The sequence below is a fragment of the Phycisphaerae bacterium genome, from assembly GCA_012729815.1.
Lineage (GTDB): Bacteria > Planctomycetota > Phycisphaerae > JAAYCJ01 > JAAYCJ01 > JAAYCJ01.
In genome coordinates, this window is the sequence record JAAYCJ010000152.1 from 1 (window position 1) to 13,588 (window position 13,588).

At 62.2% G+C, this 13,588-nt stretch carries 8 protein-coding genes; 6 read left to right on the forward strand and 2 right to left on the reverse strand.

The features are described from left to right. From GXY33_10370 to GXY33_10385, 4 genes are all read left to right on the forward strand, one after another. Window positions 1-252, forward strand: a 252-nt coding sequence (locus GXY33_10370; protein ID NLX05538.1) for a GNAT family N-acetyltransferase, incomplete at its 5' end; no start/stop codon positions are given. Window positions 253-624: 372 nt separating this feature from the next. After that, window positions 625-2,592, forward strand: a complete 1,968-nt coding sequence (locus GXY33_10375) for an ADP-ribosylglycohydrolase family protein (protein ID NLX05539.1) — start codon at window positions 625-627, stop codon at window positions 2,590-2,592. A 118-nt stretch (window positions 2,593-2,710) separates the two neighbouring features. Next, window positions 2,711-6,130, forward strand: coding sequence for a response regulator (locus GXY33_10380; GenBank protein NLX05540.1), 3,420 nt, complete (start codon window positions 2,711-2,713; stop codon window positions 6,128-6,130). A 450-nt stretch (window positions 6,131-6,580) separates the two neighbouring features. Next, window positions 6,581-8,857: a response regulator gene (locus tag GXY33_10385; GenBank protein NLX05541.1), complete on the forward strand. Its 2,277-nt coding sequence runs from the start codon at window positions 6,581-6,583 to the stop codon at window positions 8,855-8,857. A 205-nt stretch (window positions 8,858-9,062) separates the two neighbouring features. Here GXY33_10385 and GXY33_10390 read toward each other — a convergent pair whose 3' ends face one another. Beyond that, the gene (locus GXY33_10390; GenBank protein NLX05542.1) at window positions 9,063-9,815 is read right to left on the reverse strand and encodes a PEP-CTERM sorting domain-containing protein; all 753 of its coding nucleotides are present in this window, start codon (window positions 9,813-9,815) and stop codon (window positions 9,063-9,065) included. 283 nt (window positions 9,816-10,098) lie between these two features. Between GXY33_10390 and GXY33_10395 the strand changes: the two genes are divergently transcribed. Both GXY33_10395 and GXY33_10400 read left to right on the forward strand, forming a co-directional pair. Further along, entirely contained in the window at window positions 10,099-10,989 is an 891-nt protein-coding gene (locus GXY33_10395; GenBank protein ID NLX05543.1) for a helix-turn-helix transcriptional regulator, read from the forward strand. 182 nt (window positions 10,990-11,171) lie between these two features. Then, complete coding sequence (locus GXY33_10400) at window positions 11,172-12,887, forward strand: alpha-L-fucosidase (protein NLX05544.1); 1,716 nt, start codon at window positions 11,172-11,174, stop codon at window positions 12,885-12,887. Window positions 12,888-12,926: 39 nt separating this feature from the next. On the opposite strand, the gene GXY33_10405 is transcribed toward GXY33_10400, so the two are convergent. Further along, window positions 12,927-13,588 (reverse strand): hypothetical protein (locus tag GXY33_10405; GenBank protein ID NLX05545.1); only part of this gene is annotated, 662 nt, incomplete at its 5' end.

Below are 13,588 nucleotides of genomic sequence, written 5' to 3' on the forward strand. Positions count from 1 at the left end.
CTGAAGCCGCGGTATCGCGGACGGGGGTTGGGCAGGAGGTTGACGGAGTCGGCTTTGCGGTGGATGGATGAGCATGGGGTTTCGAAGAAGGTCGTGGTTGCGTTGGCGGGGAATGAGTCGGCGGTGGCGTTTTACCAGCGGTTGGGTTTTCGGCCTCGGAATGTTGAGATGGAGTTGCATAAGAGCAGTAAGGCAGAACCAGGCGCTGCGCCGGAGGGCGCGGAAGACGCGGAGGGGAGAAATGAAAAGTGAAAACAGAAAATACTAAAATGCAAAATGGGGATTGGTGGAGGGCGGGTGGTGAATCGCGACTCGAGGTCACGTGTGATGGTGGTCAGGGTGGCGGGTGAACCTGCGGCTTGGCCGCAGAACCTCCCGCCCTACCAAGGAGTGGTTCGCGGCGGGAGGGGATGCCAGAAGTGACATCAGATTACCATTCAACACATTGTCTGGCGGCGGATAGCGGGTAGAGTAGGTTGGAGGATTGGAGCCTGACTGGGATCGCGTGGATTGCCGGCTGGGATGGGTTGGGCGGTGCGGTATTGGGCGGGCGGCGACGGCGTTTCCTTTGGCCCGGTTGCGGAGCCTGGGCACGGGCTGTGTTTGCGGAAGTGAGAGGGTATCATGACCCACACGTTGTCGTACGAGCGATACCAAGACAAGGTTTTGGCTGGTTGGATCGGGAAATCCATTGGGGGCGTGATCGGCGCGCCGCTTGAGAATCACAAGTTTTATCACGACCTGACGGTGGATCGGTTATGGCCGGAGACGGTCGGAGCCAACGACGATCTGGACATTCAGATTGTGTGGCTGGAGGCGATGCAGGAGCGTGGCGTGCATTTGACGGCGCGGGACCTGGCTGAGTTCTGGCAGGATCGGTGTTTCTACAATTTTCTGGACTATGGTTACTTTCTGTACAACTATCAGCGTGGGATTGGACCGCCGCTGTCGGGGACGTGGAACAATCGGTTTTTCGAGGAATCGGAGGGGTGTCCGATTCGCAGCGAGATCTGGGGGTTTGTGTGTCCGGGGAATCCGCGGCTGGCGGCGGAGCTGGCCCGGCTTGACGGTCAACTCGATCACGGCGGGTTGAGCGTTGAGATTGAGATGGTTCAATCGGCGGCGGCGGCGCAGGCGTTTGTGTGCGACGATTTGGAGAGGGTTCTGGCGGCGGGTCTTTCGGTGCTGCCGGCTGGGAGTCGATTGCCGGCGGTGGTGTCGCGGGTTCGGGGGATCTGCGCGGGTCACCGCGATCCGTACGCGGCGTGGCGGCTGATCATCCGGGAGTACGGCGACCGGGACAGTTCGAAGGCGATCACGAATTTCGCGCTGGTTTTGATGGCGCTTTTTTTGGGCGGAGGCGATTTTCGGCAGACGACGCTGTTGTGCGCCAACGGCGGCTGGGATACGGACTGCACAGCGGCCACGGCGTGTGCGCTGCTGGCGGTCATGCTGGGCACGGAGGGACTGCCTTCGGAGTGGGTGGAGAGACTGGACAACAAGTTGATCTCCGACCTGAACGTTCGGCACAAGAATGCGCTGCTGGTCGATTTTGCGGAGGAGACGTGTCGGGTGGGCGTGGAGATGGCGGCGGCCCGGAATCCGCTGATCGAGCTCACGGGGGCTCCCGCGGTCACGGTCCGCCCGGCGCCGCGGGCGGCGGTGGGTATTGAGGTGGAGTATCCCGCTGATCCGGTTCTTTGGCGTGAGCGAGCGACGCCGGTCCGGCTGATCGTGCGCAACCCGCTATCGGGTCCGGCGGAGGGCGTGCTTCGGTTGACGGCGCCGTCGGAGGTGGTGTGCGACCCGGCTGAGGCGAAGATCGTTGTGCCCGCCAAGGGTCAGCAGGAGCTGACCATCAGCGTCGTGCGGCGTGACGCGGACGGCTGGCTCGCCGACAAGAACCTGTTTGAGGCGCGGTGGATGGAGCGCGGCGGGGAGGAGGTCGCGCGGACGTTCGGGTTGGGCGGGGCCCGTCAGTGGCAGGTCTACGGTCCGTACTGGGACGCGTGGGATCGGACGCGGACTCCGGTATGCCCGTACTACAATGAGACGACGCGGTGCCACCCTCACCGTGCCAATTGCGCCGCGGACTCCTACACGCACTATGTCCAGCTTGACCGTCCGTACCTCGATGAATCGCGGTTGGTCCATGAGGACATTCCCTCGGAGCTGCCGCTTTGCCTTGAGGCGGCGGAGGATCGGATCACGGCCAGCCAGCTCGGGGGATTCGTCGGTCCGGCTGTGTATTATTTCGTCCGCACGTTCCGGGCATGCGGGCCGCTGGGCGATTTTTCGCTTGCGTTTGGGCGTGTCGGACCGCTGAGGGTGTGGATCGACGGCGAGGAAGCGGCTGCGCATGAGGGGTTTCGTCCCTGGTGTCCGGTTGAGTTCGCCGAGATGATCGGGGTGAAGCTGGACGGCCATCCTCGGCGGCTGGTCGTCAAAGCCCTTCGCCTGACGGATGCTTTTACGTTCAGTCTCATGGTTCTGGGGACCGGCGACCCGGAGCGCAAGCGGGGCATTTCGTGGATGCACGACGGGCTGGAGGATCGGCCGGTGGGCGAGGCCGGGCGGGGTGAGGCGGTGTAGGGGTTCGGATGGGAGGCGACGGGGTTGGGGTTATCGGCAGGGGAGGTTTATCGGCTGGTGAAGACAGCCGATAGATTATGTGGGGACGGTCCGTCACAGGACACGGATGGTCGGACAGATGATCGACAGACAGCTTGACTATGTTGCGTTCATCGAGGGGGCGGCGTTCGTTTTTCTGGCGGCGTGCGCGTGGTTGCTGCACCGGGACCCCAAGTCGCGGTATCCCTGGGGGTGGTTGGGATTATTCGGACTGACCTGCGGTGTTTGTCACTGGCTGGAGTTGGTGGCGTTGGATATCGGGTCGGCCGCGTCGTTCACGGCGATTCGCGTGGTCTTGATGGTGCTTTCCTTCGTTTTTTTGATCGAATTCGGTCGGTTGGGGACGCAGGTTTTTGGGTGGCGCGTACCGAGTCGGAGGGTGTTCTTTCCGGTGGCGGCGCTGGCGGGTCTGGGGGCGGTGCAGGGGCTTTCGGGTCTTGCGTTCAGCGGTCCGTGCGTGTTCGGCCTAGTGGGCGGATTGTGGAGCATGTGGGCGTTGGTTCGTCTGGCGCGGTCGGAGGGCGCGTCCTCCCGGCCGTTGGCAGCGGTGGGAGTCGGGATGGCGGGTTACGTTCTGGCGAGCGGGATTATCGGACCGGCCGGCGGGCCGGTCACGGTTTTTCAGGTGGATTCGGAGACATTCCAGCGGACGTTGGGAGTTCCGATCGAGTTGGTTCGCGGACTGCTGGCGGTGATGATCGCGGCTGGAGCATGGGGGCACTACCAGGCGTGCGCCGATCGACAGAAGATCAGGGCCGAGCGCGGGAATCTGATCGGCAAGGGCTATCGGCCTCTGCTGGTATTGGCGGGGATCCTGATGGTCGGATGGCTTGCCACGGACTGGGTGAGCCGCAGCGCGGAATGGAGGATGAGGCGCAGCCTGCTGCTTCGGGCCGGCCTGGTGGCGGCGAGCGTGGATGGGGATATGCTCAGGGAATTGTCGGGCTTGTCCACGGACGCGGCCAAGCCGGCATACGCGACGATGAAGCAGTATCTGTATCACCTGCATCAGGCGAACGAGGACTGCCGTTTCCTGTACCTGGTGAATTTCCAGAACGATCATGTGGTGTTCATGGTGGATTCCGAGCCGTCGGATTCGCCGGACTGCTCGCCGGCGGGGCAGGAGTATACGGAGGCGGCGGCGGGCTTGGCGGGGCTGTTCGGGGGGGGGCCGTCGACGGTGGAAGGTCCGTATACGGACCGATGGGGCACGTGGGTTTCGGCGTTCGTTCCGGTGGTTCGGCCGGGCGAACCGCCGGTGGCGTTGGGGATGGACGTTTGCGCCGATGACTGGCGTGGGATGACGGGGGCGATTCGCCTGACGGCGATGGTGACGACGCTGCTGATCAGCGTGTTGTGGACGGCGTTTTTCGTGGGCCATGGCAAGATGGTGGAGGCGGCGACGCGGATTCGTGCGTCGGAGAAGCAGTATCGGAGTCTGATCGAGGCGTCGTCGAGCTGGATTTCGCTGTGCGATTCGAGCGGCCGGCTTGAGACGATCAACGGGAGCGGCCTGTCGGCGCTAGGCCGATCGGAATCGGAGGTTCTGGGCCGATCGCTGATTGAGCTTTGGCCCGCGGAGGCGCAGGACCAGGTGAGGCAGTCGGTGTTGCAGGTGCGTTCGGGTCAGCGGGCGCCGTTCGAGGTGGGGTATCGTTCGCCGGCGGGCGAGGAGACGATATTCGAGGGGATGCTGAATCCGATTTTGAACGAGGCGGGCCAGGTCTACTCGTTCATGGTGCTGCTGCGGGATATCACGGCGAGCAAGCGGATCGAGGAGGAGCAGGCGCGACGGTTGCGGCGGATCGAAGTGCAGCAGCAGAGCATTATCAGCATACTGAATCATCCGTCGGTGGTGGGCGCGGAATACGATCAGGCGTTGCAGGTGATTACGGAGGCGGCGGCGCGGGCGGTGAACGTGGCGCGGGTGAGCATCTGGCGGCTTGACGGGGAAGGTCGGGTTCTGCGATGCGAGGACCTGCTGGACATTCAGGCACAATCCCATGTGCGTGGAATGGAGCTGAACGCCGGGGACTATCCGCGATACTTCGAGGCCCTGGAACTGGGGCGAACGATCAAGGCGGACGACGCGGTCGAACATCCGTACACGCGGGCCCTCGCGGCCGGCTATCTGATTCCGCTTGGGATTGGTTCGCTGCTGGACGCGGCCATTCATCAGAACGGTCGGGTGGTTGGGGTGGCGAGTTTTGAGCAGGTCGGGTCGCGTCGGACGTGGCATGACGACGAAGTGGTGTTCGCGGGCGTGGTGGCGGACCAGGTGGCGCAGTTGCTGACGAATTTGGAGCGGAAGCGTACGGAGCAGGCGTTGCATCGGGCGGCGGCGGCGGCGGAGGCGGCGAATCGGGCCAAGAGCGAGTTTCTGGCGAACATGAGTCACGAGATTCGCACGCCGATGAACGGGGTTCTGGGCATGACGGACCTGGTTCTTCAGAGCGAGCTGAACGAGGAGCAGCGCGAGTGTCTGGAGCTGGTGCAGAGTTCGGCCCAGTCGCTGCTGGCTTTGATCAACCAGCTTCTGGACTTCTCGAAGATCGAGGCGGGCAGGATGGAGTTGGAGCTTCTGAGATTCGATCTGAAGGCCTGCATGCGGGAGACGGTCCAGTTTTACGCACCGCAGGCGAAGGCGAAGGGATTGGATCTGGTGGAGGCCACGGCGTCGGACCTTCCGGCGTGGGTGGAGGGGGACCCGAGTCGGCTGCGTCAGGTGTTGTCGAATCTGATCGGGAACGCGTTGAAGTTCACGGAACGCGGGGAGATTCGCGTCGGGTCGGAAGGGAGGATTGAGGGGGACACGGTGGATCTTCACATCACGGTGGCCGATACGGGGGTCGGCATACCGCAGGACAAGCGGCTTGAGGTGTTCGAGCCGTTCACGCAGGCGGACAATTCGACGACCCGGCGATTTGGCGGGACGGGTTTGGGGTTGAGCATTTCGAGCAAGCTCGTCGGATTGATGGGAGGACGGATCTGGCTGGAGAGCGAAGAGGGGAAGGGCAGCACGTTTCACGTCGCGGTCCGGATGCGTCTGGCGGAGCCGACGCCGGCGTCGGCGTCGGCAGACTCCGGGGAAGCGGTGGCGTCACCATCGGAACAGCCTGGTCTGCGGATTCTGGTGGCGGAGGACCATCCGGTGAATCAGAGGCTCATCGTGCGGATGCTGACGAAATGGCGTCACGAGGTGACGGTGGCGGAAAACGGGGTCAAGGTTCTGGAGGAGCTTGGGCGAAGCGGATACGATTTGATTCTCATGGACGTCCACATGCCGGAGATGGACGGATTGGCCACGGCGCGGGCGATTCGGGCGATGGAGCAAGGGACGGGCCGGCATATTCCTATTCTGGCGATGACGGCCCTGGCGATGACCGGCGATCGCGAGCGGTGTCTGGAGAGCGGGATGGACGATTACGTCTCGAAGCCGATCGCCATGGACGCGTTGCATCGGAAGATCAGCGAGATCGTTGTTTCGACCGCTGTGTGACGTGAGACCGTCATCCGTTCCCAGTTCTGTTCCTTCGCCCGGTTTGGTCGAGTCGGGGGTGTTCTTTTGGAGCGGCACGGAGGACGCGGAAGGCGCGGAGGGAGTAAATGAGAAGTCAGGATGGCGGGTGAACCTGCGGCTTTGCCGCAGGACCTCCCGCCCTAGCGGAGGTGGGTTCGTGGGTGGTGGCGGGAAGGGGCTCGGTTCCTGACAGTCGTGGCTCTCTGGGGAGGGAAGGCGGGGTTGCGGGGGTGAAGGGTGGCGGCGTCAAGGAGTCCGTCGTCTGGACAGATTCTCGTTCCCCGGATTTGGTGTTATTTCTTGCCCAAGGGGGATGGCTGAGTTACCGATTAAGTTATATCGACAGGTGAAGGGGCCATTTGTGCTGGTTTTGGCCCACATATCATAGGTGAACAACGTTAGCGCCAGGTTGGATGGGCGATAACCGACATGAGAAGCGGTAAGAACATCCCCAGCCACGCCAATGCCGATTATGAGACCTACATCGAGCGGCAGTACTGGCCGTTGTTTGTCCTGACCGTGCCTTTGATTATCGTTTTCTTCCCCACGTTTCACTACGTCCTTCGGGCTGTGCCGGACATCCCTCCTGACAGTCTATCGATCCGGCTCTTTGGGTCCGTGTTTTCAACGTTTTTATTGGTCCTTGCCCTGGTGTTCAGGCCACTTCGAAGCCACATTTCGAAGATGCAGATGATCGGCATGTTGTATGTCCTGGCCGGCACGTTCCAACTGGTGCTCAACAGCCATAATCATCCGATGTACATCGCTGCGTCGCTGACCGGCCCCTATGCCGCCATGGTGTCCCATTTGCGGTTTCGCGATTGGGGAACTGTGGCATTGGCGGCATTGGCCTACTACTGCCTGTCCGCCCTTTACGGCGGGATTCTTTTTGAGACAAGCAGCTATGTCGCCATTTCCATGTACCTGATCAATTACACGGTGATCGCCGGCATGATGCTTCTCAAGGAGCGTCTGATCAGGAAGGAATACTGGGCGAGAGCGGAGGTCCATTCCAAGAGCGTTCAACTGGAGTCGGCGCATCAGAAGCAGGAGCAGCTTGTAGAGGATTTGAAGGTCAAGATGGTCCAGGTGGAACAGGCTCGTGACGCGGCGGAGGCGGCCAGCCGCGCGAAGGGGGCGTTTTTGGCGACGATGAGCCACGAGATCCGCACGCCGATGAACGGGGTGATCGGGATGACGACGTTGTTATGGGACACCCCGCTGACGCCCGAGCAGCGGGATTTTGTCAGCACGATTCGCAACAGCGGCGAGGCCCTGTTGACGATCATCAACGACATTCTCGATTATTCGCGGATCGAGTCGGGACGGATGGAGCTGGAGCGGATATCCTTCGACGTCGTGGAGTGCGTTGAGTCGGCTTTTGACATCGTGATGACGCGGGCGACGGAGAAGGAAGTCGAGTTGGGCTACCGGATCGAGCCGGACGTTCCGGTGATCCTGATGGGGGATGTGACGCGGCTGCGACAGGTCGTGGTCAATCTGCTGGGGAATGCGGTGAAGTTCACGGATCCGGGCGGTCAGGTGATGGTGCGGGTCCGGCGTGAAGAGGACCTGGAGTTGGTTTTTTCGGTTAGCGACACCGGCATCGGCATTGCGCCGGACAAGCAGGCGGCTCTGTTTGAGTCGTTCAGCCAGGTGGACGCGTCGACGAGCCGCAAGTACGGGGGGACGGGGCTGGGCTTGGCGATCAGCAAACGGCTGGTCGATCTGATGGGCGGCCGGATGTGGCTGGAAAGCGAGGGCGTGGTCGGGAAAGGCACGACCTTCTTTTTCACTTTTCCGCTGGCGGGGGCCGACCTGAATCAGCGCATGGTCGATCGGTACCAGGCCGACCAGCCGACGCCGCTGAAGGGCAAACGGGCACTGGTGGTCGATGACTGCAGCCTGACGCGCGAGATTCTCATGCACCAACTGACGACCTGGGACATGCAGGCGCAGGCGGTGGCGTTGGATGAGGGCTCTCTGTCGGGTCTGGGTCAGGACGGCGGCTACGACGTGATTTTTGTCAACCGGCACATTTCCGAGGGCAGTTGGAGCCTGATTGAAGCCGTGCGTCATGGCAATTCCGCGTCGCCGGTTCCGCTGGTCCTGCTGGTCGATCTGGGGCATCGGCGATCTGGCGCCGCGCAGAATCTGGTCGGGGCTTACCTTCCCAAACCCATCAAGGCGGGGCAGTTGCACAACGTTTTGATGCAGGTGCTGGGCGGTATTCCCGCTGAGATGTCGAACGGCTATTCGCCGGCCGTTTCGGAGTTTGACAAACGCATGGCGGAACACACGCCGCTGCGAATTCTGGTGGCGGAAGACAATGCCATCAATCAGAAGCTGGCGAAGCACATTCTGGAGCGGCTGGGGTATCAGGTGGATTTTGCGGGCAACGGCGTGGAGGCGGTATCGTCGGCGCAGCGGCAGCCCTACGATGTGGTCCTGATGGACTTTGAGATGCCGGAGATGGATGGACTGGAGGCGACGCGACGGATAAGGGCACTCCAGCAGAGCGGAGCGGTTTCGCCGTCGCTGCGGATCATCGCCATGACCGCCAACGCGATGCAGGGCGACCGGGAACGCTGTTTGGAGGCGGGGATGGACGACTACATTTCCAAGCCGATCCAGCTCAAGGCTCTGGTGGAGGCTCTCAAGAAGTGCAAGGCACCGGCCTGCGAGACGCAGCCGGCGTGCACGTAAGCACGCTGGGCGGTATGTGGTTCCGATGGGCGGGGCGGCTGCGGGGTTGTCTGGTTTGCGGGTCTGGAGGAGAGGGGCTATGATCGGCGGCGATAGGACGGAGGTGGCGTGGCCGGGACAGCGGTGCGTTTGACGCATCACATGCCCAGGCCACGCCACCTGTTCAGCGGTTACGGTGTTTTGCCGTTTTCGTTCGGTGTTTGGGTTATCTGCCGCGCCGACGGAGCAGCGTCAGGCCGCCCAGTGCGATGAGGGAGATGGTCATTGGTTCGGGAACCACGCCGAAGTCATCCGCTGAGACAGAAAGCGTGTTCGCTCCGGAGACGGCCCAGGTCAGGCAGTAGTAAGGCATCGGGTCGGTGATGCTCGAATCGCGCCAGATTTCCTCGCCGTTGGCGTTGAAGACGTAGTCGTCGCCGTCGCGCAGAATATCGAGCTTGATCGTGCTGGGCAGTTCAGCCACGATGGGGGTGGAGGCGAGGACAGCCGCAAGGCCGTTCTTGATCACCACATAGTGATAGCCACCACTCTCCTGTGACATGAGAAACTCATACTGCGGGACATTAGCGAGAATGGTTCCCTGTTCAAGCGACGAGACGATGAGCCCAACGCCCGTGTTGTGTCCCGTCGGGTTGTCCCACGATCCCACGTAGTCCGAGAATGTCACCGTAATCCCGTCGGTGTCGGAGCGGGTCGCACCGGTCTTGTAGAGCGCGCGGTAACGGTCGGCCGTCTCCGCTCCCAAATTCGACGTCAGTTCGAGGTTTTGGTTGGTTGAGTCCCACGCGGCCGTGGTGGTGGAAGCGGTCGCGCCCAGCGGATTGTAGTAATCGAACTGCGTCCACGCGGCGGCCAGGTCGGGATCGGTCGAGAAGTCGACGACCTGCGCGGAGGCCGTCGCCGTGGCCAGCGCCGCCACCAACAAGAGCAACAAGCCCGCCAATTTCAGTCTTCCCATGTTCTTTCCACCTTTCTGTTTTGTAAAAACTCTCTTTACCCAACGAAGCCCATGCAGCAACGTTCGGCACCAGCGGCTGCGACGGGAGGGTCCGGCCGCCGGTACTCGAGGCGGCATTTGGTGACCCGATCCGGTTCGCCGCGGGCCGAACCGTTTATGCCAAAAAGGACGCTACGAATACGTAACCTACCGGAAGACTTGATTGATTCTGAGGTTTATTGTACCATAGAGGCGGCTTTGGCAAATAACCGCAACGATCAAAACGATTGCATTTACAACTATCATGTTGGATAAGATTTTACCGTCACTGGGGTTTGAATTCCTGATCGGCGGGATCAGTCTGGTGGAGTACAAGACGATCCCGGAGCACAATATCTGGCGTCAGTTGCCGTTTTGGGTGATCGGGCACGTGCAGACGGACACGCCGGACAGTTTCTTTGTGGAGATTCCGCCGGATGGGAAGCTCACGCTGAACGACACCATGTGTTTGAGCATCCCGCCGAATCGGATTCACCAGTTCACGACCACGGTGGATCACAGGAACGTTTCCACGTGGTTCCATGGCCGCTATTCGTTTGATTTCGGGCTGGACATATCCGACGTTGTCGATATTCCATTGATCGTCACTCCACCGGTGAGCACGCGGATCAAAGGATGGATCGAAGAGTTGCTGAAGACCTCGGCGGACGCCTCCCTATCGCCGTTGAGCAAGACCATCAACCAGACGCGTCTGGGATTTGAGATTTTGCACGCGTTGATGCCCTTTGCCGAGGAGCACTCGTTTGACGAGGTGTCGCACAGCGATTCGACGCGAATATTTCACGTTCTGGAGCACATCGACAAGAACTACTTCCAGCGCATCGACGTGACGTTTCTGGCCGATTTGATTCATCTTTCGCCGACGCATTTCAACAAGCTTTTCCGGAAGGTGATGCACATGAGTCCGATGGAGTTCGTTCGGCGGACGCGGATGAGCAAAGCCTGCGAGCAGTTGATCAGCACGACGCTGCCGGTGAGTGAGATCGCCCGCATGGTGGGTTATGAAGACCAGTATATTTTTTCGCGGGCGTTCAAGACGGTGATGGAGTTGTCCCCTCAGCACTATCGCAAATACACCAACGCCGTGATGGGCTGGGACGTTAAGAAAGGGAAGAAGCCTCGTCGATCGCCGTGAGCGTGCAGCGTGGGGTGGCCGATGGTTCCTGTGAGGCGGCAAGAGCATGGGAGGCCGTTCGCGCGGAGATGCGGGTGAAGGGCTGGTCATGGGCATTTTCGGCGAGTGGGCGTTGTGCGGCGGAGAGGCGGGGTTTAGGATATCCGTGAGCTGGTTTGGCGTTTTTTGGGTAAGGAGTGGTGATGGCCAGGCGTGATGTGGATGTGGCGCGGATGTGGGGGGAGGCGTCGGTGCGGCGGGAGGACGGCGGGCGTGGCGAGTGGTTCGCGGAGAGTCGGTTCGCGATGTTCGTGCATTGGGGGTTGTATTCGGAGGCGGCTGGTCGCTGGCGCGGGCGGACGTATCATGGGATCAGCGAGTGGCTGATGCACGTGGCGCGGATTCCGGCTCGGGAGTACGGTCGGTTGGCGCGGCGGTTTAATCCGACGGCGTTTCGGGCGGAGGAGTGGGTTGGGTTGGCGAAGGACGCGGGGATGCGGACGATCGTGGTCACGGCGAAGCACCATGACGGGTTCGCGATGTTCAAGTCGGCTGCGAGTCGGTTCAATATTGTGGACGCCACGCCGTTCGGTCGCGACCCGCTCAAGGAATTGGCGGAGGCGTGCGGGAAGGCGGGTTTGCGGTTGGGGTTTTACTATTCGCAGTTTCAGGACTGGCACGAGGCGGACGCCGCGGGGAACACGTGGGACTTTGCCGGGCCGGGGGATTTCGAGCGGTATCTGCGGACGAAGGCGATGCCGCAGATCGAGGAGTTATTGACGAACTATGGGCCGGTGGCGTTGATCTGGTTCGACACGCCGGGCAGCATATCGCGTGAAGCGTCGGCGGAGTTGGCGGCGATGGTACATCGGCTTCAGCCGCGTTGTCTGGTGAACAGCCGGATCGGCAACGGGTTGGGCGACTACGTGACGCTGGGCGATCAGGAGATTCCGCTGACGGCTCCGGAGGGTTTGTGGGAGACAGTGGACACGCACAACGACACGTGGGGGTATGCGGACAACGATCACAACTGGAAGCGGGCGGGCGAGCTGATCGGGCGGCTGGCGCGGTCGGTGAGTCTGGGCGGGAATTACATGCTGAATGTGGGGCCGACGGGCAAGGGGGCGATACCCGGTGAGTCGGCGGCGATTCTGCGGGAGGTCGGACGGTGGCTGGGGCGGAACGGCGAGAGCGTGTACGGAGCGGGGCGATCGCCGGTGGGCCGGCAGGCGTGGGGCTGCTGCACAGCGAGGCCGGGGGCGTTGTATCTGCACGTGCTGAACTGGCCGGCGACGGGTGAGTTGTGGGTGCCGGACTGGAAGGGGAAGGTTCGGGAGGCGCGGTTCTTGGCGAGCTGCGAGGCGGTGGCGTTTTCTCGCAAGGGCGGGCATCTGCGGCTGGCGATTCCGGCGGTTGCGCCGGACGGTCCGGCGACAGTGATCAAGCTGACGGTGGGCGGGCAGGTGAAGGCGGCGGGCGGCGGATTGTTTTTGCACGACGGGCTGGCCAATGAATTTGCCGCCCCGTTCGCGTCGCTTCACGGATGCCGGCACGGCAAGCGGAGTTGGATGGAGAAGTTCGGCGACTGGCATCACGCGGACGTGATCGTGGGGTGGAAACGCGGCAGTTCGGCGAGGTGGGAGTTTGGGGCGGTGAGGGCGGGGATGTATTGCCTGTACGCGGACTATGCGTGTCTGCCGGAGGCGGACGGGTCGGAGTTTGAGGTGTCGGTGGGCGAGAGTCGCTGGCGGTTTCCGGCGCTGTGCACGGGTCGGGCGGAGGGTCGCGTGCGGATTCGGCGCGAGCGGCTGGGGATGGTGACGGTTCCGAAGGCGGGACGGTATGTGCTTTCGGTGCGCGGGGTGGATGTCAGAGGCGAAGGGGCGTTTGTTTTGCAGGGGTTGGTGCTGGAGCGGTGAGGGGCGGAGGGACTTCGAATTTCGAATTTCGGATTTGCATCAGCGGTAGACGCCGTATTGTTGGGCGGTCTGGTACATGGCGAGGACGTTTTCGGTTGGCGAGTTGTCCTGGACGCTGTGGGTTGGTGAGAGGATGTATCCGCCGCCGGGCATCATGATATCGAGGGTCTGTCGGACGTCGCGTCGGACGTCGTCGGGCGTGCCGGTGGCGAGGGGCCCGGCGGTGGAGATGCAGCCGTGGAAGGCGAGTCGGTCGCCGTAGCGGTGTTTGAGGTAGGCTGGGGCCATGTCGGCGGCTTCGGGCTGAAGGGTTTCGACGACGTCGATTCCCATGTCGATGAAGTCGTCGAAGGCCCAACTGCTGGAGCCACAGGAGTGGATCATCGTGGGGATGCTGTGGGCCTTGGCGAGGTCGACGAATTTCTGGATGCGCGGGCGGATGTGTCTGCGGAAGAGTTCGAGGCTGACGACGGGGCCGCGCTGGGTGCCGAGGTCTTCGCCAAGGGCCATCATGTCGATTTTGCCGTTGGCGGCTTCGAGGGTTCGGCGGGCGATTTCGAGCTGGATGTCGTTGCGGCGGTCGATGAGCCGCAGGCCGGCGGGGTCGTCGGTGATCATATCGACGAGGATCTGTTCCATGGTGCGGAGCATGCCGCAGCCGTTGATGACGTCGGGCCATCCGGCTCCGCCGCAGAGGATGC